General features: G+C 68.7%; 23 protein-coding genes. 14 read left to right on the top strand and 9 right to left on the bottom strand.

Features of this window, described 5'->3' with window-relative positions; all coding sequences use genetic code 11:
• Window positions 1-43: 43 nt before the first annotated feature.
• The gene (locus FHW73_RS15720; RefSeq protein ID WP_183427705.1) at window positions 44-1,567 is read left to right on the top strand and encodes an oligopeptide:H+ symporter; all 1,524 of its coding nucleotides are present in this window, start codon (window positions 44-46) and stop codon (window positions 1,565-1,567) included.
• A 63-nt stretch (window positions 1,568-1,630) separates the two neighbouring features.
• Here FHW73_RS15720 and FHW73_RS15715 read toward each other — a convergent pair whose 3' ends face one another.
• Window positions 1,631-2,113: a MarR family winged helix-turn-helix transcriptional regulator gene (locus FHW73_RS15715; protein ID WP_183427704.1), complete on the bottom strand. Its 483-nt coding sequence runs from the start codon at window positions 2,111-2,113 to the stop codon at window positions 1,631-1,633.
• Between the two features lie 79 nt (window positions 2,114-2,192).
• Between FHW73_RS15715 and hppD the strand changes: the two genes are divergently transcribed.
• The 3 genes from hppD (at window position 2,193) to FHW73_RS15700 (ending at window position 5,607) form a co-directional block, all read left to right on the top strand.
• Window positions 2,193-3,299 carry a 4-hydroxyphenylpyruvate dioxygenase gene (hppD, locus tag FHW73_RS15710; RefSeq protein ID WP_183427703.1) on the top strand — a complete coding sequence of 369 codons (1,107 nt, stop codon included), beginning with the start codon at window positions 2,193-2,195 and terminating at the stop codon, window positions 3,297-3,299.
• A 206-nt stretch (window positions 3,300-3,505) separates the two neighbouring features.
• Window positions 3,506-4,783 (top strand): homogentisate 1,2-dioxygenase, encoded by a 1,278-nt coding sequence (hmgA, locus tag FHW73_RS15705; RefSeq protein WP_345776203.1) that lies wholly within the window; start codon window positions 3,506-3,508, stop codon window positions 4,781-4,783.
• A gap of 161 nt (window positions 4,784-4,944) precedes the next feature.
• Window positions 4,945-5,607, top strand: a complete 663-nt coding sequence (locus FHW73_RS15700) for a lectin (RefSeq protein ID WP_183427701.1) — start codon at window positions 4,945-4,947, stop codon at window positions 5,605-5,607.
• A gap of 38 nt (window positions 5,608-5,645) precedes the next feature.
• On the opposite strand, the gene FHW73_RS15695 is transcribed toward FHW73_RS15700, so the two are convergent.
• Genes FHW73_RS15695 through FHW73_RS15670 form a run of 6 tightly spaced genes read right to left on the bottom strand, consistent with a single transcriptional unit; the run spans window position 5,646 to window position 11,454 of the window.
• Complete coding sequence (locus FHW73_RS15695; protein WP_183427700.1) at window positions 5,646-6,023, bottom strand: Na+/H+ antiporter subunit G; 378 nt, start codon at window positions 6,021-6,023, stop codon at window positions 5,646-5,648.
• The gene (locus FHW73_RS15690) at window positions 6,020-6,304 is read right to left on the bottom strand and encodes a K+/H+ antiporter subunit F (RefSeq protein ID WP_183427699.1); all 285 of its coding nucleotides are present in this window, start codon (window positions 6,302-6,304) and stop codon (window positions 6,020-6,022) included. The genes FHW73_RS15695 and FHW73_RS15690 overlap by 4 nt, the downstream gene beginning before the upstream one ends.
• Entirely contained in the window at window positions 6,301-6,789 is a 489-nt protein-coding gene (locus FHW73_RS15685) for a Na+/H+ antiporter subunit E (RefSeq protein ID WP_183427698.1), read from the bottom strand. Before FHW73_RS15685 ends, FHW73_RS15690 begins: the two co-directional genes overlap by 4 nt.
• Window positions 6,786-8,315: a monovalent cation/H+ antiporter subunit D gene (locus FHW73_RS15680; RefSeq protein WP_183427697.1), complete on the bottom strand. Its 1,530-nt coding sequence runs from the start codon at window positions 8,313-8,315 to the stop codon at window positions 6,786-6,788. Before FHW73_RS15680 ends, FHW73_RS15685 begins: the two co-directional genes overlap by 4 nt.
• Window positions 8,312-8,677, bottom strand: coding sequence for a Na+/H+ antiporter subunit C (locus FHW73_RS15675; RefSeq protein WP_183427696.1), 366 nt, complete (start codon window positions 8,675-8,677; stop codon window positions 8,312-8,314). Before FHW73_RS15675 ends, FHW73_RS15680 begins: the two co-directional genes overlap by 4 nt.
• The gene (locus FHW73_RS15670) at window positions 8,677-11,454 is read right to left on the bottom strand and encodes a monovalent cation/H+ antiporter subunit A (RefSeq protein ID WP_183427695.1); all 2,778 of its coding nucleotides are present in this window, start codon (window positions 11,452-11,454) and stop codon (window positions 8,677-8,679) included. Before FHW73_RS15670 ends, FHW73_RS15675 begins: the two co-directional genes overlap by 1 nt.
• Window positions 11,455-11,630: 176 nt before the next feature.
• On the opposite strand from FHW73_RS15670, the gene FHW73_RS15665 reads away from it, so the two are divergent.
• A complete protein-coding gene (locus FHW73_RS15665; RefSeq protein WP_183427694.1) occupies window positions 11,631-12,491 on the top strand; it encodes an NAD-dependent epimerase/dehydratase family protein in 861 nt (286 codons plus the stop codon).
• Between the two features lie 10 nt (window positions 12,492-12,501).
• On the opposite strand, the gene FHW73_RS15660 is transcribed toward FHW73_RS15665, so the two are convergent.
• Window positions 12,502-12,996 carry an Mpo1-like protein gene (locus tag FHW73_RS15660; RefSeq protein WP_183427693.1) on the bottom strand — a complete coding sequence of 165 codons (495 nt, stop codon included), beginning with the start codon at window positions 12,994-12,996 and terminating at the stop codon, window positions 12,502-12,504.
• Window positions 12,997-13,223: 227 nt separating this feature from the next.
• Here FHW73_RS15660 and FHW73_RS15655 point away from each other — a divergent pair, with 227 nt between their 5' ends.
• Window positions 13,224-15,227 carry a serine hydrolase domain-containing protein gene (locus FHW73_RS15655; protein ID WP_183427692.1) on the top strand — a complete coding sequence of 668 codons (2,004 nt, stop codon included), beginning with the start codon at window positions 13,224-13,226 and terminating at the stop codon, window positions 15,225-15,227.
• A gap of 181 nt (window positions 15,228-15,408) precedes the next feature.
• Here the strand turns inward: FHW73_RS15655 and FHW73_RS15650 are convergent, their stop codons facing one another.
• The gene (locus FHW73_RS15650; protein WP_183427691.1) at window positions 15,409-16,305 is read right to left on the bottom strand and encodes a phosphoribosylaminoimidazolesuccinocarboxamide synthase; all 897 of its coding nucleotides are present in this window, start codon (window positions 16,303-16,305) and stop codon (window positions 15,409-15,411) included.
• A 114-nt stretch (window positions 16,306-16,419) separates the two neighbouring features.
• Between FHW73_RS15650 and FHW73_RS15645 the strand changes: the two genes are divergently transcribed.
• The 8 genes from FHW73_RS15645 to trpD all read left to right on the top strand — a co-directional run bounded on the left by FHW73_RS15645 (window position 16,420) and on the right by trpD (window position 23,984).
• Entirely contained in the window at window positions 16,420-16,764 is a 345-nt protein-coding gene (locus FHW73_RS15645) for a J domain-containing protein (protein WP_183427690.1), read from the top strand.
• A gap of 159 nt (window positions 16,765-16,923) precedes the next feature.
• On the top strand, window positions 16,924-17,607 hold the full coding sequence (gene rpe / locus FHW73_RS15640; protein WP_183427689.1) for a ribulose-phosphate 3-epimerase: 684 nt from the start codon (window positions 16,924-16,926) through the stop codon (window positions 17,605-17,607).
• Between the two features lie 360 nt (window positions 17,608-17,967).
• Window positions 17,968-18,927 (top strand): lipid kinase YegS, encoded by a 960-nt coding sequence (yegS, locus tag FHW73_RS15635; protein WP_183427688.1) that lies wholly within the window; start codon window positions 17,968-17,970, stop codon window positions 18,925-18,927.
• Window positions 18,928-19,039: 112 nt separating this feature from the next.
• Entirely contained in the window at window positions 19,040-20,524 is a 1,485-nt protein-coding gene (trpE, locus tag FHW73_RS15630) for an anthranilate synthase component I (protein ID WP_183427687.1), read from the top strand.
• 40 nt (window positions 20,525-20,564) lie between these two features.
• Window positions 20,565-21,362, top strand: a complete 798-nt coding sequence (locus FHW73_RS15625) for an SIMPL domain-containing protein (protein WP_183427686.1) — start codon at window positions 20,565-20,567, stop codon at window positions 21,360-21,362.
• Window positions 21,363-21,365: 3 nt separating this feature from the next.
• Window positions 21,366-21,944 carry an aminodeoxychorismate/anthranilate synthase component II gene (locus FHW73_RS15620; protein WP_183427685.1) on the top strand — a complete coding sequence of 193 codons (579 nt, stop codon included), beginning with the start codon at window positions 21,366-21,368 and terminating at the stop codon, window positions 21,942-21,944.
• A 43-nt stretch (window positions 21,945-21,987) separates the two neighbouring features.
• On the top strand, window positions 21,988-22,848 hold the full coding sequence (locus FHW73_RS15615; protein ID WP_183427684.1) for a hypothetical protein: 861 nt from the start codon (window positions 21,988-21,990) through the stop codon (window positions 22,846-22,848).
• 98 nt (window positions 22,849-22,946) lie between these two features.
• Window positions 22,947-23,984 (top strand): anthranilate phosphoribosyltransferase, encoded by a 1,038-nt coding sequence (trpD, locus tag FHW73_RS15610; RefSeq protein WP_183427683.1) that lies wholly within the window; start codon window positions 22,947-22,949, stop codon window positions 23,982-23,984.
• Window positions 23,985-24,013: the final 29 nt, after the last annotated feature.

Below are 24,013 nucleotides of genomic sequence, written 5' to 3'. Positions count from 1 at the left end.
CCGTCCGACCGGGTCGTCCCAGCTTCCCTATGCAAGGATCTTCATGAGCGCCGACGTCGTCGAGCCCAAAGTCGCGGCCGTACCGCCGCCGCCCGTCAATCCGCCCGAGTTCCCCCAGGTACTCGGCCATCCACGCCCGCTGTGGATGCTCTTCATGTCGGAATTCTGGGAACGCTTCGCGTTCTACGGCATCCGATGGGCGATGGTGCTGTACATCGTCGCGCAGTTCCACGGCGGCGATGCCGCCGGCGAGCGACCGGCGAGCGAGATGTACGGCGCCTACCTCGCGCTGGTCTATGCGGGCGCGATCTTCGGTGGCTACGTCGCCGACAAGCTGATCGGCTTCCAGCGTTCGATCCTGCTCGGTGCGATGTTCATGGCGCTGGGCCTGTTCATGCTGGCCTCGCCAAGCGAACCGCTGTTCAAGCTGGGTCTGGCGACGATCATCGTCGGCAACGGCCTGTTCAAGCCGATCATCTCGACCATGGTCGGCAAGCTGTACATGCAGGGCGATGCACGCCGCGATGCCGGTTTCACGATCTTCTACATGGGCATCAACATCGGCGCGATGATCGCCCCGGTGGTCACCGGCTGGCTGGCCCGCAAGGTGTTCGGCACCGACACCGACCCGCACTACCAGTGGGTGTTCATCGCCGCCGGCATCGGCATGGTGATCAGCCTGGTGTGGTTCTGGGCCGGCCGCAGCCAGCTCAAGGGCATCGGCCTGCCGGATCCGGGCCAGGAAGGCCTCGCACGCGTGGGTCTGGTGGCCGTACTCGGCGCCGCGATCGGCATCCCGCTGTTCTACTTCCTGCTCACCATCGACGCGAGCGCGCTGCAGGCGATCCTGATGGCGCTGTTCGTGGTGCCGGCGGTGATGCTGCTGGTCGAGGGCATCCGCGAGGGCAAGATGGCGCGCGACAAGGTGATCGCGATGCTGATCATCTTCGTGTTCAACGTGCTGTTCTGGATGTTCTTCGAGCAGGCCGGCAGCTCGTTCACCTTCCTCGCCGACCGCATCGTCAATCGCGAGTTCGGCAGCTGGACCTTCCCGCTGGAGTGGTTCCAGTCGGTCAACTCGATCGCCATCATCACCTTCGCGCCGATCATGGCCTGGATGTGGGTCAAGATGGGCCGGGCCAATCCGTCGATCCCGCGCAAGTTCGGTCTGGGCCTGATCTTCAACGGCCTGGCATTTCTGCTGCTGATGATCGCGCTCAACAGCATGGTCGACGGCAACGGCAAGATTCCGTTCTGGACGCTGTTCGCGGTGTATGTGATCCAGTCGATCGGCGAGCTGTGCCTGTCGCCGATCGGTCTGTCGATGACGACCAAGCTCGCGCCCTCGCGTGTGGCCGGCATGGCGATGGGCTGCTGGTTCCTGTCGATCGCGATCGGCAACAACCTGGCGGGCATCTTCGCCGGTCAGGTCAGCGGCGAAAGCGGCATGACCGCCGCCTCGGCGCAGGCCGGCTATACGTTCGGCTTCTGGGCGCTGGCCGGTGCCGGCGTGCTGCTGTTCGTGATCGCCCCGCTGGTCAACCGGTTGATGCACGGCGTGAAGTAACCGGCCGGGCCGGACAGCAAAACGGCGGCCTTCGGGCCGCCGTTTTCGTTCCTACGCCGACGATCAGCCGGCCAGCGACGCCTCGAGCTTGTCCATGAGCCGGAGCAGGGTCGCGCGCTCGTCGGCATCGAGCGGCGCCATCACCCGCTGCTGGTACTCCAGCGCGAGCGGGGCCACGACGTCGTAGACCGCTTCGCCGGCGGGGCTGAGCGCGAGCACCGAGCGTCGGCGGTCGCTGTCGTGCATGCCGCGCAACAGCAATTCGCGCTCGAGCAACCGGGCGACCGCGCGGCTGACGGCGACCTTGTCCATTGCGGTGCGTTCGGCCACTTCGTTCGCCGACAGCCCGCGGTCGCGGCCGAGCACCGCGATGACCCGCCACTCGGTGACACTGATGCCGAACCGCTCGGAATAGATGTCCGCCAGCCCGCGGCTGATGTGGTTGGTCAGTACGCTGAGCCGGTAGGGCAGGAACGTTTCCAGGTCGAGCGTGGCGTGTTCAGGGGTCTGCCCGTCTCCAGCGACAGGGGATACCGGCTGCGTCATGGTGCGGTGCGCCTTGCAAGTGGTTGCAGCTGAAACTATAAACGGGCATCCAAGCCATCGTCACGCCACGGAGTATCCCATGAGCGCCCCCGCACACACCGGCCCCAATCTGGGCATGAACGTCACCACGTTCGAGAACCCGATGGGCATCGACGGCTTCGAATTCGTCGAGTTCGCCGCGCCGGCAGGCCAGGCCGATGCCATGCACGCGTACTTCCGCAACATGGGCTTTACCGCGGTGCTCGAGCACAAGTCGCGGCCGATCACCGTGTACCGCCAGGGCGGGGTGAACTTCCTGCTCAACGCCGACCCCGACTCCTTTGCGGCCGACTTCGCCAAGGCCCACGGCCCCTCGGCCTGCGGCTTTGCGATCCGGTTCAAGCGGCCGGCCGACGAGGTCTACGGACGCGTGCTGGAGAACGGCGGCGAGGCGATCGGCGCGCGTGAATCCACCAAGGCGGTCGATGCGCCGGTGGTCAAGGGCATCGGCGACTGCATGCTCTATCTGGTCGATCGCTACGGCGATGCGGGTTCGGTCTACGGCGACGACTACGTGCCGGTCGAGGGCGCCGACCAGAACCCGGTCGGGTTCGGTCTGACCTTCATCGACCATCTCACGCACAACCTCTACTTCGGCAACATGCAGAAGTGGTCGGATTACTACGAGAAGCTGTTCAACTTCCGCGAGATCCGCTACTTCGACATCAAGGGCAGCAAGACCGGCCTGGTGTCCAAGGCGATGACCGCGCCCGACGGCATCGTGCGCATCCCGCTCAACGAGTCCAGCGATCCCAAGTCGCAGATCAACGAGTACCTGGACGCCTACAAGGGCGAGGGCATCCAGCACATCGCCTGTTTCACCGACGACATCTACAGCTCGATCGAGAAGATGCGCGAGCACGGCATCACCTTCCTCGACACGCCCGACACCTACTTCGACGTGATCGACCAGCGCATTCCCAATCATGGCGAGGATGTGCCGCGACTGCGCCGGAACAAGATCCTGATCGATGCCGATCCCGAGACCAAGCAGCGCAAGCTGCTGCAGATCTTCACCGAGAACGCGTTCGGTCCGATCTTCTTCGAGATCATCCAGCGCAAGGGCAACGAGGGCTTCGGCGAGGGCAATTTCCAGGCGCTGTTCGAGAGCATCGAACGCGACCAGATGAAGCGCGGCGTGCTGTGACGCCGCGCGCTGGCGCCCAGCGGGCGCCGGGGCGCGGCACCGCGTGACGACCGATCGGCGGCGAGGGGTGCGTGCGGCTTGACGCCGTGCCCGCGCCGCGCGGCGATGGCAACGATCCTCCAGGTGAAGCGATGAACGCAACGATCGACGACACGATCATCCCGATGCCGCAAACCGCGGTGCAGCCGCGCCCGGTGCTCGACTACATGTCCGGATTCGGCAACGAGTTCGCGACCCAGGCCGAGCCGGACACGCTGCCGGTCGGCCAGAACTCGCCGCAGCGCGTCGCGCACGGGCTCTACGCCGAACAGCTGTCGGGCACCGCGTTCACCGCGCCGCGCGGCGAGAACCGGCGCAGCTGGCTGTATCGCATCCGCCCGGCGGTGCTGCACGGGCGCTTCGCGCCGTTCGTGCAGCCGCGCTTCCACGACGGCTTCGATCGCGGCCCGGTGACGCCCGAGCAATTGCGCTGGAGCCCGATCCCGTTGCCCGAGACCCCGGTCGATTTCGTCGATGGCCTGTTCTCGATGGGTGGCAGCGGCGGCGCTGGCGCTTACGACGGTGTCGGCATCCACGTCTACGCCGCCAACACCTCGATGACCGACCGCTTCTTCTACAGCGCCGATGGCGAGTTGTTGCTGGTGCCGCAGCTGGGCCGCCTGGTGGTGGCGACCGAGCTCGGCACACTCGAGGTCGAACCGCAGGAGATCGCGGTGATTCCGCGCGGCATCCGCTTCCGCGTCGAGCTGCCCGACGGGGCGAGCCGCGGCTACGTGTGCGAGAACCAGGGGCGTGCGCTGCGCCTGCCTGACCTCGGGCCGATCGGCGCCAACGGCTTGGCCAATCCGCGCGACTTCCTGGCTCCGGTCGCGCGCTACGAGGATATCGAGGGCGATTTTTCGCTGATCGCCAAGTTCCAGGGGCATCTGTGGCAGGCGTCGATCGGGCACTCGCCACTCGACGTCGTCGGCTGGCATGGCAACTACGCGCCGTACAAGTACGACCTGCGCCGGTTCAACACGATCGGCTCGATCAGCTTCGACCACCCGGACCCGAGCATCTTCACCGTGCTCACTTCGCCCAGCGACACCCCCGGCACCGCCAATCTCGATTTCGCGATCTTCCCGCCGCGCTGGCTGGTGGCGCAGCACACGTTCCGGCCGCCGTGGTTCCATCGCAACGTCGCCAGCGAGTTCATGGGCCTGGTGCACGGCCAGTACGACGCCAAGGCCGACGGCTTCTCGCCCGGCGCCTGTTCGCTGCACAACTGTATGAGCGGTCATGGGCCGGACGCGGCCACGTTCGACAAGGCCAGCGTCGCCGACCTCTCCAAGCCCGACGTGATCGCCGACACGATGGCCTTCATGTTCGAGACCCGCGGGGTGCTGCGACCGACGATGCAGGCGCTCGAAGCCGCGCATCGGCAAGCGGACTACCAGACCGTCTGGGCGGGCCTGGAGCGCCGGTTCGTGCCGCCGCGTTAGCGCAGGGCACCCGCCTGCAACGGCGGTCGATGCAGGACGGCAAGTGCGGCGGTAGCGCCTGGCCGTGCCGATTGCGTATCGGCTGCGGTCGGCGCGCAGTTCGCAGCCCATTCACACGGGCTCGCGGACGCTGGCGCGGTCTTTTTCTCGTGGAGTTGCCCATGAAGCAGACCCTGCCTGCTGTCGCCCTGCTTGCGCTCGCGCTATCGGCCTGCGGTGACCGCTCGCCCGCGCCGGCTGCCGGCCCCGAGACCGATGCCCGCACGCCACAGGCCGCCGACCCCGCGCCCGCAGGCTCGCCGCCGGTGCAGGCCGCAGGCACCGACGCGGCGCCCGCTTCCGCGCACGCGCCGGGCACCAACATTCCGCAGGTGGTCGATGGTGTGATCACATTCGACGGCTTCGGACCGGCCGCCTTCGGCGGTACCGAAGAAGACGTGCGCATGTCCTGGGGCAACGACCTCGGCGATGCGGCGCCCTCGGAGCCGGGCGGCTGCTACATCCTCAAGCCGCAGCCGATCGGCACGACCGACTACCGGCTCGGCTTCATGATCGAAGGCGATCGCTTCGTCCGGATCGATGTCCGCAACGAGGGCTACACCGCCCCGGGCGGCGGCAAGGTCGGCATGGATCGGGCCGAGATCGAGCGCCTCTACGGCGGGCGCGTCGAAGCCTCGCCGCACAAGTACGTGGAAGGCGCGCAGACGCTGCGTGTCGCAGAGGGCGACAAGGCCCTGGTGTTCGAGACCGATGCAGCCGGCAAGGTCACCGAGTGGCGCATCGGCGTGCCGCCGCAGATCGACTACGTCGAAGGCTGCGGCTGAAAGCACGGGTATCGCCCGAACGCGCGGCTGAAGGAAGCTCAGTCGCGCTCGGGCGGTGCCGGATCCTCGTCGTCGACGACGCGCTGGCTCGCATCGGGCGTGCGCCCGGGATGCGGCGGTCGGTCGTCCATCAACGACAACGCGGCGCGCGACATCAGGTGCGCGCTGATCGGCGCGGTCAGGAACAGGAACACCGTGATCAGCAGTTCGCGCGGGTGGACGCCGCTCTCGTTGACCGAGTGGTAGAGGATCGAGGCGAACAGGATGCAGCCCACGCCCAGCGTGCTGGCCTTGGCCGGGCCATGGACGCGCTGGAAGAAGTCGCGCAGCTTGAGCAGCGCGATCGCGCCGAGCAGGGTGAAGAAGCACCCCACCAGCAGCAACAGCGCGATGACGAGGTCGAGGACGATGTTCATTCGACGACGTCCCGGCGGATCACGTACTTGCTGAGCACCACGGTGCCGACAAAGCCGAGCATCGCGATGATCAGCGCCGCCTCGAAGTAGATTTCGGTATCCATCAGCATGCCGAACAGGATGAGCTGGGCGATCGAACTGACGTAGAGCGTGTCGAGGGCGAGGATGCGATCGGGCGCGGTGGGCCCGCGCAGCAACCGCCACGTCGACAGCAGCATGGCGATGCCGACCAGGTGCATGCCGGCAATGATGGCCAGTTCGATCAGGGGATTGCCGTTCATGGGAAGATCTCCCGCAGCGGGGCCTCGTAGCGGTCCTTGATCTCGGCGACCAGCGCGTCGGGATCGTCGGTGCTCAGGCAGTGGATCAACAGAAACCGGCGGTCTTCCGACAGTTCCGCGGATACGGTGCCGGGCGTCAGCGTGATCAGGCTGGTCAGCGCGGAAATACCGTGGATGTTGGTCAGGTCCAGCGGCAGCCAGACGAACTGGGAGTTGAGCTTGTCGCGGGGGCCGAGGACCTGACGGGCGACGGTGATGTTGGCGACCACGATGTCCCACAGCACGCGCGCGCCCAGCGCCCAGACGCCGCGCAGGCGGCCCAGTTGGGCGAACTCGCGTTCCATCCGCGAGGCCAGCAGCGGCATCAACCAGGCCAGCAGCAGCGCCATGACGATGTTGGCGGGGCTGAAGTCCTCGGCCATCAACAGCCAGAAGAGAAAGACCGTCAGGCTTTGCGGGATCGACGGCAGCAGACGGCGCTTCATCGCGAGGGCTCCCGGATCAACGGTGTGGTCCCGCCGACGCGCTCGACCGTCGCGCCGGTATCGAGCAATTGTGCAGCCGTCGCATCGGTGTAGCGCAGCAGCGGCCCGGCGAAGAGCGTCATCGCCACACCGTAGCCGAGCAGCAGCATGGTCGCAGCGATTTCCGAGCGGCGCAGCGGCATCGGCGCTGTGCCCTCGGGGACCGGATCGACGCGCCAGAACAGCCGCGTGCCGCTACGCGACAGGCCGATGATCGCCATCAGGCTGCTGACCAGGATCGCGGCCCAGACCCAGCCGATGACCGACTCGGGGACCGAGTTGAGCAGTTGCAGCTTGCCGATGAAGCCCGACAGCGGCGGCAGGCCGGTGACCGAGATCGCCGCGACCAGAAACAACAGCGCCGGCACGGTCTTGCCGGGCATCGAGGCGATCGGCATCAGATAGTCGCCGGTGCTGCCGCGGTGGCGCTGGATGATGTCGGCCAATAGGAACAGCGCCGCGGTCACGAACACGCTGTGGGGCAGGTAGTACAGGCCGGCGGAGATCGCGCCGCGGTTGGCGAGCGCGAACGCGACGAACAGCATGCCGGCCGACAACAGCACCAGGTAGGCCACGCCGATGCGCAGTCGCGGCGCACCGACCACGCCGAGTGCGGCCAGCACCATCGTCGCCGCACCCGCCGGCAGCAGCCACGGCCAGGCGAGGTCGGCGAGCAGGCCGGCATCGGCGCCGAACACCAGGGTGAAGACACGCAGGATCGCGTACAGGCCGACCTTGGTCATGATGGTGAACAGTGCCGCCACCGCCGCCGGTGCCCGTGCATAGGCTTCCGGCAGCCACAGGTACAGCGGCAGCAGCGCGGCTTTGGCGCAGAACACCAGCAGCAGCAAGCCGGCGCCGGCGCGCACCAATGGCGCGGTTTCGGGCGGCACCTGGGCCACGCGCACCGCCAGCTCGGCCATGTTCAACGTGCCCAGCAAGCCGTAGAGCAGGCCAAGCGCGAGCAGGAACACCGTGGATGCCGCGATGTTGAACACCACGTAGTGCATGCCGGCCTTGATCCGCGCACCGCGCGCGCCGCTCAGCAGCAGGCCGTAGGAGGCGATCAGCATCACCTCGAAGAACACGAACAGGTTGAACAGATCGCCGGTCAGGAACGAGCCGTTGAGGCCCGCGAGCTGGACCTGGAACAAGGCATGAAAGTGCAGCGCGCGCTTGTCCCAGCCGGCGCAGGCGTAGAGCAGGCACGGGATGGCGAGCAGCGTGGTGGTCATCACCATCATCGCCGAGAGGCGATCGACCATCAGTGCGATGCCCAGCCGGGCAGGCCAGTCGCCGAGCAGGTAGACCAGCATCTCCTCACGCTGGACCTGCAGCAGCAGCGCGACGCTGACCGCCAGCAGGACCGCCATGCCCAGCCACGCCCACAGTCGCAGCGTCGAAGCGCGATGCCGGCGCTCGAGCAGCAACAGCAGGGCGCCGGTGATCAGCGGCACCAGGATCGGCGCGATCGCGATGTGGTTCATCGCCCGCCCCCGCGCCGCTCGTCGTCGGGCTCTTCGCCGTCGACGTGGTCGGTATGCAGATCCGAATGCTCGCGCATCGCCACGACCACGGTCACCGCGGTCATCGCGAAGGCGATCACGATCGCGGTCAGCACCAGTGCCTGCGGCAGCGGATCGGTGTAGCTGGCCAGCGTCTCGGGAAGGCCATCGCCGAGCACCGGCGGCTTGCCGACCACGATGCGGCCGGACGAGAAGATCAGCAGGTTGGTGGCATACGACAGCAACGTCAGCCCGAGGATGACGTCGAAGGTGCGTGCGCGCAGCAGCAGGTACACGCCCGAGGCGGCGAGCACGCCGATGGCGCTGGCGATCGCGAATTCCATCAGGGCGTCTCCTCACTGGCCTGGCGTTGCTTGACCGTGCCCATCGTCGAGAGCATCAGCAGCGTGCCGGCGAACACCACCACGTAGACGCCGGTGTCGAACACCAGCGCGCTGGCCAGCGGCAGCAGGCCGACCACGGGCAGGTTCAGATCGATGTGGCCGCTGGTCAGGAACGGCAGGCCGAACCACCACGAGCCCACGCCGCCGATCACCGCCAGCAGCAGGCCGATGCCGATGCCGCGCAGGTAGTCGAAGCCGAAGGTCGCCTCGACCGCGCGCGCGCCCTGCAGCACGTACTTCACCAGCACCGGCACTGCGAACACCAGGCCGGCGATGAAACCGCCGCCGGGCGCGTTGTGCCCGCGCAGGAACAGGTAGATCGACACCGTGAGCGCCAGCGGGAACAGCAACTGGGTCAGGTCGGCCGCGATCGGCAGGTGCACCGGCGGACCGGGCATCACTTCATCGGGCTGCAACCGCGCCCAGCGCAGCAACGCGTGCACGACCAGCGCGGCGGTGCCGAACACGGTGATCTCGCCAAAGGTATCGAAGCCTCGGAAGTCGACCAGGATCACGTTGACGACATTGCGTCCGTAGGCCTCGGGCAGCGAGCGCACCAGCAGTTCGCCGGAAATCGTGTCCACCGGCGCCATCATCATCGCGTAGGCCAGCGTCGCCAGTCCGCCGCCGGCGACAAGCGAGATCGCCACGTCGCGGACCTTGCGCAGCGGCGTACGCGCGACCTTCGACTGCTTGGGCAGGTAATTGAGCGCCATCATCATCAGCGCGATGGTGACCATCTCCACCAGCAGCTGGGTCAGTGCCAGATCCGGCGCCGACAGGTAGACGAACATCAGGCTCACGGTCAGGCCGACGCCGCCGATCACGATCAGCGCGGTCAGCCGCTTGCCGTGCACCAGCACCGTGCCGATCGACGCGGCCACCAGCAGCGTCCACAGGATCCAGCCGATCGCCGGCATGGTCTGCGAGCGTGGCGCCGCCGACAGGATCTCGCCGATCTCGCCGACCAGCGGCCAGCCGGCAAGCAGCAACGCGACCAGCAGCAGGCCCAGCAGGCTGCGCTGCAGGCGGCCATTGGCCACGCGGGCGGTGAAGGCGCGCGCCAGCGAGAACAGCCGTTCGATGTTGACGTGGAACACGTGCCGGCCGATCGAGCGCGTCACCACCGCATGGAAGTCGAGCAGCCGGCGCAGGCCGAAGTACAGCGCCACGCCCAGCACCAGGCTGGCCACGCTCATCAGCAGCGGCAGGTTCACTCCGTGCCAGACCGCAAGACTGAATGTGGGCGCGGCATCGCCGAGCGTGCCGGCGACCATCGTGCGCAGCAGCGGCTGCACCGTCAGCGCGGGCACGATGCCGACCACCACGCACAGCACCGCGAGCACGCCGACCGGGATGCGCATCCAGCGCGGCGGCTCGTGCGGTACCACATCCAGCGCGCGTGGCCCGTTGCCGAAGAACGTGTCGTGCACGAAGCGCAGGCTGTAGGCGATGCCGAACACGCCGGCCAGCAGCGCGGCGCCGCTGATGATCAGCCGCATCGTGCCGTGCCCGCCGATCTCCAGCGCCTCGGCGAAGAACATTTCCTTGGACAAAAAGCCGTTGAGCAGCGGAATCCCCGCCATCGCCAGCGAGGCGATGATCGCCAGGGCACTGGTCATCGGCATCAGGCGCCGGAGGTTGCCGAGCCGGCGCATGTCGCGGGTCCCGGCCTCGTGGTCGATGATGCCCGCCGCCATGAACAGCGAGGCCTTGAACATGGCGTGGTTGAGGATGTGGAACAGGCCGGCCACCACGGCCATGTCGGTCGACAGGCCGAACAGCAGCGTGATCAGGCCCAGGTGCGAGATCGTCGAGTAGGCCAGCAGCCCCTTGAGGTCGTGCTGGAAGATCGCGAACCAGGCGCCGACCAGCAGCGTCGTCGCGCCGACGCCGGTGACGACATAGAAGAACAGGTCAGTGCCCGCCAGTGCGGGGTGCAGCCGCGCGAGCAGGAACACGCCCGCCTTGACCATCGTCGCCGAGTGCAGATAGGCCGATACCGGTGTGGGCGCAGCCATTGCCTGCGGCAGCCAGAAATGGAACGGGAACTGCGCGCTCTTGGTGAACACGCCCAGCAGCACCAGGGCCAGCGCCGCGGGGTAGAGGTGGCTGGCGCGGATCGTGTCACCAGCCGCGAGCACCGCATCGAGGTCGTAGCTGCCGACGATGCGCCCGATCAGCAGCACGCCGCCCAGCAGCGCCAGGCCGCCCAGGCCGGTGATCGTCAGCGCCATGCGCGCGCCCTGGCGGGCGTCCTGGCGATGCGACCAGAACCCGATGAGCAGGAACGAGCTGATCGAGGTCAGCTCCCAGAACACCGCCAGCAGCAGCAGGTTGCCGGCCAGGACCATGCCCAGCATCGCACCCATGAACAGCAGCAGGTAGGTGAAGAACCGCCGTGGGCTGTCCTTGGGCGACAGGTAGTAGGCGCCGTAGAGCACCACCAGCCCGCCGATGCCCAGCACCATCAATGCGAAGGTCCAGGCCAGCCCGTCCATGCGCAGGCTGAAGTCGAGCCCGGCCTCGGGGATCCATTCGTAGCCGGTGCGCAGGATCGTGCCGTCGAACACGTCGCCAGCCACTGCCGCCAATACCGCCAGTCCCAGCAACGGCACGAAGCCGGCGAGCCAGGCGGTGGTGCGACGCGACGCGTGCGCCGAGAGGGCGACGACGAGCGCCAGCACGAAGGGCAGGGCCAACAACAGTTCGAGCATCGGACTCCTTGTGGAGGCGGTCGGCCAGAAAGCCGGCGGAGCGCGCAAGGGCCGAGCAGTCTAACCGATGCGCGCGAACAGTTCGTGGATTTTGCCGGCTATGCTGTGAGGATGTCAGCATGCTCCGCGCCGTTCGCGTCTTCCCGGGGCCGGCCGCCTCTCCACGGCGGACGGACATGAACAGGCATGCACTGGTGCTGGGCGGCAGTGGCGCGATCGGGCGTGCGCTGGTGGCGCGGCTGCTCGCCGCTGGCTGGACGGTCGATGCGGTCTCGCGCGAGGCCCGTCCGTCGCAACCGGGCCTGCGCTGGCATCTGGGCGGCTTCCAGGCGATGCCAGAGCTGACCGGCCGCTTCGATGCCGTTTTCAGTTGTGGGCCGCTGGACCATTTCTCGATCTGGTATGCGGCCACTGGCCCCGAGAGCCCGCGCGTGGTGGCGTTCGGATCCACCAGCGACGCGACCAAGCAGGCTGCGGCCGACCCCGACGAACGCGCGCTGGCGGCACGGCTGCGCGAGGCCGGGACGCGCTTGTTCGCGGCCGCCGGCGATCGCGGCGCGGCGGCGACGTTGTTGCGGCCGACGCTGATCTACGGGCCCGGCAGCGCGCACAACCTGGCGCGCGTGGTCGCGCTTGCGCGCCGCCGCGGCCTCTTCGTGCTGCCCATCGATGCGCGTGGCCTGCGTCAGCCGGTGCATGCCGACGACCTGGCGGCCGCGGCGCTGGCTGCGGTCGATGCGCCGGCCGCAGCCGGCCAGGCCTACGCCTTGCCCGGCGGCGAGACGCTGCGCTATCGCGACATGGTCGCGCGCACGCTGGCGGCGCTGACCCCGCGGCCACGGCTATTGCTGCTGCCGGCGCCGTTGTTCGAAGTGGCGTTGCAGCTGGCGCATCGCGCCGGTCAGTTGCAGGGATTGCCGGCTGGGGCGGTGGCGCGGATGCGCGAGGATCTGGTGTTCGACCCCGCCCCGGCGCAGGCCGCGTTCGGCTACGCGCCGCGGCCGTTTGTGCCCGACGCGTCGATGTTCCCGGACTGAGCGACCCCCCTCAGTACCGCCAGCCGAGCCGCCGATACAGCTTGGCCAAGACCCAGGCCGGCCCGATCAGCAGATAGCGCAGGTCGGTCAGGAAGCTCGGCTTGCGGGCCTCGAACCACCGGCTGTGGCCGACGAACTGGGCGATCCATGCCACCACGAAGACGGCCGCGCCCAGCGCCAGCAGCCCGGGCGTGCCGAGCGTGCGATGCAGCCAGGCCGTGGCCGCGGCCATCGCGATGAAGACGGCGAGCATGCCCAGGCCCAGCGGGCGCGACGCGCGCTGGTAGAACAGCCAGGCGCCGAACATCGCGAGCGCGGCCCAGGCCCCTGAGCGGAAGAACGGCCCCGGCGGCAGACACCACAGCAGGGCCACCACGCTCCACAGGATCGCCGGCACGGCGACGACATGGATCCGCTGGTTGGCGGCGTTGCGATGGTCGGCCGAGTAATGCGCGAACCAGCGCTCGATCGGGCGCACGCCTTCGCCGTCGTGTGTCGTGTCCATCAGGACTCCCGGGTGCCGTGGGTGCGCGGGCATCTTCGCAGAATGCAGCGCGATCGATGCCGGCCGCCAGCGCCGGTCCGCCTGGGGGCAGCGCTCGGCCTCTTTTTTTCCTCGGTCGGTCATCTGCGCCAGAAGCGAGAATATTTTCCGATCAGGCTTGACTTGTCCGATTCGGGGCGAGACAGTCGGCAGATTGGTCCTACGTCCGTCCCGTCGAGGTGCTCCCGATGTCAGGTTCGTTGCGTGTGCGATCGTTGCTGGCCTGCTTGCTGCTGTGCACCTCCGCGTTCGCCCAGACGGGACCCGCGCCCGCGGCCCCGGCGGCCCCCGAGCTGACGGCGACTGCCCAAACGCCCCCGGCCGCCGACGGCGCCCATGTCCTGACCGGGACTGATGTCACGGCCTGGCTCGACGGGTTCATGCCCTATGCGCTGGCCCGCGGGAACATCGCCGGCGGTGTGGTCACCGTGGTCAAGGACGGGGAGATCATCGCCAAGCGTGGTTACGGCTACGCCGATGTCGCCAAGCGCCAGCCGGTGGATCCGGATGCCACGCTGTTCCGCCCAGGCTCGGTCTCCAAGCTGCTGACCTGGACGGCGGTGATGCAGCAGGTCGAGGCCGGGCGCCTGGATCTGGATGCCGACATCAACGACTACCTCGACTTCCGGGTGCCGACGCGCGGGACGCCGATCACGCTGCGCCACCTGATGACCCACACCTCGGGACTGGAGGAGCGGGTCAAGAATCTGATGACCACCGAGGCGCAGGCGCGCGCCGGCAAGACCGAGCTCGGCGCCTACCTCAAGGCCTGGGTGCCCGGCCAGATCTTCGAGCCCGGCACGGTCCCGGCGTACTCGAACTACGCGACCAGCCTGGCGGGCTACATCGTCGCGCGGGTCAGTGGCGAGTCGTTCGACGACTACATCGAGCGGCATGTCCTGCAGCCGTTGCGGATGACCCGCTCGAGCTTCCGCCAGCCCCTGCCGGACGAACTGGCCGGGCTGATGGCGCGCGGCTATCAGCTCGCCTCGGACGAACCCGGTGGTTACGAAGTCGTGCCGTCGGCGCCGGCCGGCGCCCTGGCGGCCACCGGCAGCGACATGGCGCGCTTCATGATCGCGCACCTGGAGACCGCGGCCGGCCGCGACTCTCCGCTGCTCAAGGCCGCGACCGCGGCGCAGATGTACACGCCGCAGACCCGCTTCGTCCCGCCGCTGCGGACCATGGCGCTGGGCTTCTACGAGATCGACCTCAACGGACAGCGCGTGCTCGGCCACGGCGGCGACACGATCTTCTTCCACTCGTATCTGTATCTGTTCCGCGATCAGGGCGTCGGTGTCTTCGTGTCGGTCAACAGCACCGGCGCGGATGGCGCGACCGGCGTGATCCGCAGCGAACTGCTCGAAGGCTTCGCCGACCGTTACTTCCCCGCGCAGACGCCGCCGGCCCAGGTCGACATCGAGACGGCGAAGGCGCAGGCCCGGCTGCTCGCCGCGGGCCATTACTTGAACTCGCGCCGCAGCGAGTCGGGCTTCATGCGCCTGATGCAGCTCCAGCAGGTGCAGCTCGTGGACCACGGCGACGGTTCGGTCGGGTTCCCGATGTTCTCGGGCACCGACGGCCAGCCGGGTCGCTTCTATCCGGTGGCGCCGTTCGTCTGGCGCACGCTGGATGGCAAGCAGCGATTGGCCGCGGTGGTCGAAGACGGCAAGGTGACTGCGTTCTCGGTCGATGCGGTCTCGCCGTTCATGCTCTTCCAGCGCGTCGAAGGCTATCGCTCGGCCGCGTGGCTGATGCCGGTGCTGGGTGTGTCGTTCGCGGTATTGGTGCTCAGCGCATTGGCCTGGCCGGTCAGTGCACTGGTGCGGCGCCGCTATCGCCTCGCGCTGCCGTGGCCGCCGCGCACGGTACGCGCCTACCGGGCGAGCCGCGCCGCAAGCTGGCTGGTGTTGCTGAGCTGGGCCGGCTGGATCGGCCTGATCGCCTGGTTCATGGCCGACTACTTCCGGATCAACGACGGCCTCAATGGTTGGGTCCTGGCGCTGAGCGCGCTGTCTGTCGTCGCGATCGCGGCCGGGCTCGCGACGTCGGCCTGGAACCTGCGCGAAACCTGGCGGGGCGGACGCGGCTGGCCCGCGCGGCTGTGGGCAGCCTTGCTGCTGGTGGCGATGCTCGCGACCAGCTATGCCGCCGTGATCAGCGGCCTGGTGGCCTTCGTCACCGACTTCTGATCCCGGGATGGGGCAGACGCGCGTCTGCCCCATCGGGTTGGTCGCGTCGCGGCGATCAAGCCGCGTCGACCGGATTGGCGGGGCTGTGGGCATTGGCCCACCGCTGTAGGCCGCGCGCGGCCCCCTGATCGCGTTCTCCATCGGGCACCGCGCCGGTCGCACTGCGCGCGCCGATGCGCCTTCAGTCGACGGCGATGCCCGCCAGCCGTTGCAGGGCCTCGGCGTAGCGCGCGCGGGTGCGCGCGATGACCTCGGCCGGCAGGCGCGGGCCCGGTGCGGTCTTGTCCCAGTCCAGCGTTTCCAGATAGTCGCGCACGATCTGCTTGTCGTAGCTCGGCGGGCTGGTGCCGACCTGGTATTCGTCCGCCGGCCAGTAACGCGACGAGTCCGGGGTGAGCATCTCGTCCATGACGTACAGGCGGCCATCGGCATCGGTGCCGAACTCGAACTTGGTGTCGGCCAGGATGATGCCGCGCTCGGCGGCATGCGCGGCGGCATGCGCATACAGCCGCAGCGTGGCGTCGCGCACCTGTTCGGCAAGATCGGCGCCGATGTGGCGCACCATCGTGTCGAAGTCGATGTTCTCGTCATGGTCGCCGACGGCGGCCTTCGTCGACGGCGTGAAGATCGGCTGCGGCAACTGTTCGGCCTGGCGCAGGTCGCCCGGCAGCGCGATCCCGCTGACGCGGCCGGTGCGCTGGTAGTCCTTCCAGCCGCTGCCGATCAGGTAGCCGCGGGCAATCGCTTCGACCGGGACCGGCTTGAGCTTCTTCGTCACGACCGCGCGCTGCGCATAGAGCCCCGGATCGACCCCTGCGGGCAGCACGCTGGCCACTTCCACGCCGGTCAGGTGATTGGGCATCAGCGCCGCGGTCTGCTCGAACCAGAAGTTGCTGATCTGGCAGAGCATCTCGCCCTTGCCGGGAATCGGGTCGGGCAGCACGACGTCGAACGCGCTCAGGCGGTCGGTGGCGACGATCAGCAGCCGCTCCTCGCCAAGCTCGAACACGTCGCGGACCTTGCCGCGGTGGCGCAGGTGGAGGCCGGGCAGGTTCGCTTCGAGCAGGGTCGTCGACACAGGGGTGGTCCGGGTTGCGTCGCAAAACGGTCGGCAAGTGTAGTGCGAACGCGGTCGCGGTGCAGGGGGGCTTCTCGACCGCCCGCGCGGCGGCGAACCGCTACACTGCCGGCCATGCAACGCTGGTACGGAAAACTGTTGGGCTTCATCGCCGGATGGCTGCTGCTGCGCCACCCGGCGGGCGGCGTGATCGGGCTGGTGATCGGACATGCGTTCGATGCCGGCTGGCTGGCGCCGCGCCAGCAGAAGGACTATGCGGTGTTCGGCCTGGCCCCGGACGCCACCCAGGTCCAGATTGACCAGGCCTATCGCCGGTTGATCTCGCAGTACCACCCCGACCGTGTGGCCGGCGCGGCGCCGGAACTGCGGGCCCAGGCCGAGGCACGGGCCGCCGAGCTCAATGCCGCCTACGACCGGCTGCGCCGCGGCCGCGACGGTCGCAAGCGCCCCCGGCGCTGAGGCGCGGCACGCGCATCGTCGGCGCATAAGTCCCACTGTCCCGGTGGCGCCCGCCGAGCCCGTTCGCTGCGCCCGGCGAGCACTGGGCCGCGTGCGCCGCCGCGTAGAATGACGGCCTGCGGCCCTCGCCGCGTCCTTCCGTCGCTCCCGGAGCCATCCATGCAGCCCGCCGTCATCGCGCCCTCGATCCTGTCCGCCAACTTCGCCCGGCTCGGCGAGGAGGTCGACACCGTGCTCGCTGCCGGTGCCGACTGGGTGCATTTCGACGTGATGGACAACCATTACGTGCCGAACCTGACGATCGGCCCGCTGGTGTGCGAGGCGCTGCGCAAGCACGGCGTGACTGCACCGATCGACGTGCACCTGATGGTCGAGCCGGTCGACCGCATCGTGCCGGACTTCGCCCGCGCCGGCGCGACGCTGATCAGCTTCCATCCCGAGGCCAGCCGCCACGTGCACCGCACGATCCAGTTGATCCGCGCCGAGGGCTGCCAGGCCGGCCTGGTGTTGAATCCGGCGACACCGGTCGAGGTGCTCGACTACGTGCTCGAAGACCTGGACATGGTGCTGCTGATGTCGGTCAATCCGGGCTTCGGCGGCCAGGCGTTCATTCCCTCGACGCTCGACAAGCTGCGCCGTGTGCGCGAGCGCATCGACGCCACCGGCAAACCGATCCGGCTGGAGATCGACGGTGGCGTCAAGCCCGACAACATCGGCCAGATTGCCGCCGCGGGCGCCGACACCTTCGTCGCCGGCTCGGCGATCTTCGGCCAGCCCGACTACCGCGCGGTCGTCGAGGCGATGCGCACACAGATCGCCCGCGCCAGCGACCTGTCGGCCTGAAGCCAGCACTTTAAACCGGGGTCAGAGTGCAATTCCGCGAGGCGAAATTGCACTCTGACCCCGGTTTTGCGCTGGGGCCTGCCGAGGGAAGAGCGGCTTGCGGCCGACAGGCGGCTGCCCCTTCCGGAGAGGAATGCGCGCAGAAGAGGCCCAGAAGAAAGGCCGCATCCTGCGATGCGGCCTTCCGGAAGATTGGAGGCTGATCCTGCCTCCGCCCGTCGTCCCTGCTATGGCCTCCCATGGTCCGGGCGCTCGATGACAGCGTCATGACGGTGCGTGGGCGAGCAGCGTGAGGGGCGTTTAACAGCGCATGCCGCGCACTCCGCTACGCTGCGCCACCTTTCCCTTGTCCCGTGCCCCATGCCTGCTCCGTCCTGGTGTCTGATCCTCAACGGCAAATCGGCGGGGGTGGAGGCGGTGCGCGAGGCGGTCGCGACGATGCGTGGCCGTGGCATCGCGCTGGCGGTCCGGGTGACCTGGGAGGCGGGCGATGCCGCGCGCTTCGTCGATGAAGCACTGGCCAGCGGCGTGGACACGCTGATCGTGGGCGGCGGCGATGGCACGGTCAATGCGGTGGTCTCCGCACTTGCCGCACGTCCGGAAGCGGCCGACGCGCTGCCGTCGCTGGGCGTGTTGCCACTGGGGACTGCCAACGACTTCGCGACCGCGGCGCAGATACCCGATGCGCCGCAGGACGCACTTGCCCTGGTGGCCGAACTGCCGCCTCGCCCCGTCGATGTGCTGCGCGTGGCGGCCGACGACGCCGTGCTGTGGTGCGCGAACCTGGCCTCGGGGGGCTTCGGCACCCAGGTGACGGTCGAGACGCGCGACGCCCTCAAGCGCGTGCTTGGCGGGCTGGCCTACTTCGTGACCGGGCTGTCGCGGGTGGGCCGGATCGAGCCGATCCAGGTGCGTGTGCGCGGTCCCGATTTCGCCTGGGACGGCGGCCTGGTCGCGCTGGGTATCGGCAATGGCCGTCAGGCCGGCGGCGGGCAGGCGCTGTGTCCCGATGCCTGGATCGATGACGGCATGATCGATCTGACGATCGTGCCCGAATTCGAGGGCGAGGTCGTCGCCGCGCTGCGCACCGCATTGGTCGAAGGCAAGGTCGCCGCGCTCGACCAGGTCGCGGTGCGTCGCCGGCTGCCGCGGCTGGTCGTCGAGTCGGATGCGCCGCTCACGCTCAACCTCGATGGCGAGCCGCACGCTTCGCGGCGCTTCGCGGTCGAATGCGTCGCCGGCCGGATCCGCATGCACCTGCCTGTGGACTGCCCGTTGCGCGGCGCCGGGACAGTCGCATCACCAGGGGCGACTCGCTAGAGTAGCGGGATGCGCGTTCCCGCTGCCCCGCACCTGTGGATCCTCGGCATCGACCGGCGATGGCGGCGTTCTGCCGCCGTGTCCGCCCGCCCGTTGCCCGAGGAAATGCCGCGTGATCTCGCAGTCCCAGTTCCAGCAGTACGCCGCTGACGGCCACACACGCATCCCGGTGGTGCGCGAGGTGCTGTCCGACCTCGACACGCCGCTGTCGGTCTATCTCAAGCTGGCCGATGGGCCGCACACCTACCTGTTCGAATCGGTCGAGGGCGGCGAGCGCTTCGGTCGGCATTCGATCATCGGGTTGCCGGCCGAGCGGGTGTACGCCTTCCACGGCCACACGCTGACCGTTCGCGAGCACGGCGAGACGATCGAAACGCGGGAGGTCGCCGATCCGTTCGCCGAGGTCGAGCGCCTGCGCGCCGAGCATTCGGTGCCGCGGGTCGAGGGCCTGCCGGGCTTCGCCGGCGGCCTGGTCGGCTGGTTCGGCTTCGAGTGCATCGAGTACATCGAGCCGCGGCTGCGCGATGCGGCCCGCGCCGACGTGCGCGACGAGCTGGGCACGCCGGACATCCTGCTGATGCTCAGCACCGAGGTCGCGGTGTTCGACAACCTCAAGGGCCGGCTGTACCTGATCGTGCATGCCGACCCGCGCGAACCCCAGGCTTGGGCGCGCGCCAACCGCCGGCTCGATGCGCTCAGCCACCGGCTGCGCCAGGGCGGGGCGGGCTACCCCGAAACCCTGCAGCCGGCCGCGCTGGACGAATCGGACTTCGTGTCCGGTTTCACCCGCGAGGGCTTCATCGACGCGGTGGCGCAGGTCAAGGACTACATCGCCGCCGGCGACGCCTTCCAGGTCGTGCTGTCGCAGCGCATGTCGGTGCCGTTCCAGGCCCGCCCGGTCGACGTCTACCGGGCACTGCGCGCACTCAACCCCTCGCCGTACATGTACTTCCTCGATGTCGGCGGGACCCAGGTCGTGGGTTCGTCGCCGGAGATCCTGGTGCGCCTGCAGGGCGATGCGGTCACCGTGCGTCCGATCGCCGGCACGCGCCCGCGTGGCGCGACCCCGGCGCAGGACCAGGCACTGGAGGCCGAGCTGCTGGCCGATCCCAAGGAGCGCGCCGAGCACCTGATGCTGATCGACCTGGGCCGCAACGACGTCGGCCATGTCTCGGCGCCGGGTACGGTCGAGGTCGGCGAGCGCTTCGTGATCGAGCGCTACAGCCATGTCATGCACATCGTCAGCGAGGTCACCGGTCGGTTGAAGGCCGGCCTGAGCTACGCCGATGTGCTGCGCGCGACGTTCCCGGCCGGTACGGTCAGTGGCGCACCGAAGGTGCGCGCGCTGGAGATCGTGCGCAGCCTCGAGCCGGTCAAGCGCAACGTGTACTCGGGTGCGGTCGGTTACATCGGCTGGCACGGCGACGCCGACACCGCGATCGCGATCCGTACCGCGGTGATCCAGGACGGCCGCCTGTACGTGCAGGCAGGCGCGGGCATCGTGTACGACTCCGATCCCGACATGGAATGGGCCGAGACGATGAACAAGGGCCGCGCGCTGTTCCGCGCGGTGGCGCAGGCGGCGAAGGGGCTGTGACCCGCCCCGCGGGTTTCCGACACGGATCAGGGAGACAATGATGACACGAGCTTTGGGACGCGGATGTGCGGCGCTGCTGCTGGCACTGTGCGCGCCGTGGGCGACGGCGCAGGTCAACGCACTGCCGTCGCTGCCGCACCTGCTGGTCAAGGGCGATGCGACACGCGACGTCGTGCCGGACCGCTTCACGGTCTCGATCACGCTCAGTGCGCTGGACATGCAGCCCGAAGTCGCGCGCGAGCGCGTGCAGGCGAACCTGGGCGCCCTGCTGACCGCGCTCAAATCGGGCGGGGCGATCGCCGAATCGATCGATGCCAGCACGTTCTCGGTGCAACCCGAACACCGCTACGAATCGCAGAAGCGCGTGTACCAGGGCATCCGTGCGACCCGCCAGTTGCAGGTCACCTTCCCCGATGCCGAGGCCACGCGTGCGTTTCTCGCGGGCCTGCCGGCCGGTGAGGACGTGCAGTTGGCGGGCATCGAGCCGACATTTTCGGGCGAGGCAGCGCTACGCGGCGAACTGAAGGCCGAGGCCATGCGCCAGACTCGCGAGACCGCGGCATTGCTGGCCAGGAGCTACGGCGCACGTCTTGGGTCGCTTTACAGCGTGTCCGATGTGGCGCCGAGTTTCACCTATGGCGTCCAGGCGGGCCATTGGCCGTCGTCCCGCGGGCGCGGTGTCCCGCCGCCGCCCGAGGGGCCTGCGGTGATATTCGATGCGCCGGACGCAATGGACAGCATCCAGGTCACCGGCAGCCGCATCACGCCCGAAAGTCTCGCGGTCGGCACCGTCACGATCGCCGAACACCTGTACGCCATCTTCCTGCTCGCGGACTAACCCATGCTGTTGATGCTCGACAACTACGACAGCTTTACCTGGAACCTCGTGCAGTACCTGCAGGCGCTCGGCGCTGAGGTCCGAGTGGAGCGCAACGACGCATTGACGGTCGAACAGATCGAGCGGCTCGCCCCCGAGCGGATCGTGATCTCGCCCGGCCCGTGTACGCCGAACGAGGCGGGCGTGTCGCTGGCCGTGATCGAGCGGCTCGGGGCGACGGTGCCGATCCTGGGCGTGTGCCTGGGCCATCAGGCGCTCGGCCAAGCCTACGGCGGTCGCGTGGTCCGCGCCGGCCGGATCATGCACGGCAAGACCTCGCCGATCCGGCACGAGGGCCGCGGCGTGTTCACTGGATTGCCCGATGGCTTTGACGCCACCCGCTACCACTCCTTGGTCGTCGAGCGCGCATCGTTGCCCGATTGCCTGGAGGTCACCGCCTGGACCGAGCATGATGACGGCACGGTGGAGGAGATCATGGGCCTGCGCCATCGCATGTATCCGGTCGAGGGCGTGCAGTTCCACCCCGAGTCTATCCTCACCGAACACGGCCATGCGTTGCTGAAGAACTTCCTGACGCGCTGAGTGGGGCGAGGACAAACGCGGATTCCAGAAGGAGAAGGACACGATGGACATGCAGGTGCCAGCGCACCCGGGCGCCGCCCGGCTCTACGTTTTCGATGAGGTCTACTCGTTCCGGGCCGCGCAGGAGCAGGCCGAGAAGAAGAAACTCGGCGCCTTCGGGACGCTGGCCAAGTGGAACCCGCTCAACCGCCCCAAGCCCGAGACCGTGCTGCTGTCGCGGCAGGAGATGCGCCTGGAGCCGTTCTGGCACGTGGTCGCGCAGCGGACCGTCGAGTACGCCTGCCGGGTCGACTACCCGGTTCCGGTGCACAACCCGCATGCCAAGTCGGTCCAGATCGGGGCGCAGTCCTACGAGGTCGCGCGCAACGGCGGCAAGGGCCGGATCGACGTGCCGGTCATCGAGCAGTGCTATCGCCGGGTCGACTACGCCGACTATGTCGACGGCCTGGGGCGTGAGATCAAGGCAGCGACGCTGGCGGCCTACGTGGAGCGCTACAAGCACGCCGAGCTCGAAGCGCTCGACCGGCCCGAGGCGGTGCAGCCGCGGGTGCCGATGGCCTCGGCGATCCAGATCGCCAAGGCCAAGCTGGCAGCCGAGGCCATCAACGCCCACGAGATCCACGAGGACCAGGACCGGTTCGAGAAGCTGCACCTGTTCTTCCGTCCGGTGTTCGCGTTCGAGTACGTCTGGTCCAATGCCGACCGGCGCGGCGTGATCGAGGTCGATGGGCTGACCGGCGAGGTCGTCGAGGCCGGGCAGTGGTTCAAGGACAAGGTGAACCGGCTGGTGACCCGCGAGACGATGTTCGAACTCGGTGCCGAGGTCGCGGGTGCGCTGGTGCCCGGTGGCGGTGTCGTGGTCAAGGTCTTCGACCGGATGACGGTGTCCAACGGCAAGCCCTGAGCGGCAGCGCGCCAGCGTTCGTGCCCTGCAATTGCGGGCACGGCGCCGGGATCGGCGACAATCTGCAGCGTCAGCCTGCGCCAGGAGTCCGCGTCGCGATGCCCATCACCCCCCACGAAGCCCTGCAACGGACGATCGAGCACCGCGAGATCTTCCGCGACGAGATGGTCGAGCTGATGCGCCAGATCATGCGCGGCGAGGTCTCGCCGCTGATGACGGCGGCGATCCTGTCGGGCCTGCGGGTCAAGAAGGAGACCGTCGACGAAATCGCGGGGGCGGCGCAGGTCATGCGCGAGTTCGCATTGCCGGTGCCACTCGCCGAGGACGACCGCGTGCAACTGGTCGACATCGTCGGCACCGGCGGCGACGGCGCGCACACCTTCAACATCTCCACGGCGAGCATGTTCGTGGTCGCCGCGGCGGGCGCCAAGGTCGCCAAGCACGGCAACCGCAGCGTGTCGTCGAAATCGGGCAGCGCCGACGTGCTCGAGGCGCTGGGCGCGCGCATCGACCTGCAGCCCGAGGCGGTCGCCGATTGCATCGCGCGCACCGGGATCGGCTTCATGTTTGCACCGGTGCACCACCCGGCGATGCAGGTCGTCGCCCCGGTGCGACGCGAGATGGGCGTGCGCACGATCTTCAACATCCTCGGCCCGCTGACCAATCCGGCCGGCGCACCGAACATCCTGATGGGGGTGTTCCATCCCGACTTGGTCGGCATCCAGGTCCGCGTGCTGCGGGAGTTGGGCGCCGAGCGCGCGCTGGTGGTCTGGGGGCGCGATGGCATGGACGAGATCTCGCTGGGCGCCGGCACCCTGGTCGGCGAACTGCGCGACGGGCAGGTGCACGAGTACGAGATCCATCCCGAGGACTTTGGCATCGCGATGGCGGCCAGCCGCAACCTGCGGGTCGCCGACGCGGCCGAATCGAAGGCGCTGCTGCTGGCCGCACTCGACGACACGCCGGGGCTGGCACGCGACATCGTCTGCCTCAACGCCGGCGCGGCGCTGTATGTCGCCGGCGTGGCCGACTCGATCGCCGATGGCGTTACGCGCGCGCACAAGGCGATCGCCGACGGCGGTGCGCGTGCGCGGCTCGACGCGTTCGTGGCGGCGACCAACGGTCGGGCCCATTGATCGGGCCCGGCGCCCGGCGGCGGCATCAC

The organism is Luteimonas sp. RC10 (genome assembly GCF_014192745.1).
Classification (GTDB): domain Bacteria; phylum Pseudomonadota; class Gammaproteobacteria; order Xanthomonadales; family Xanthomonadaceae; genus Luteimonas.
Note: the sequence above shows the minus strand (reverse complement) of the source record. Positions and strands in the feature narration are given on the sequence as shown.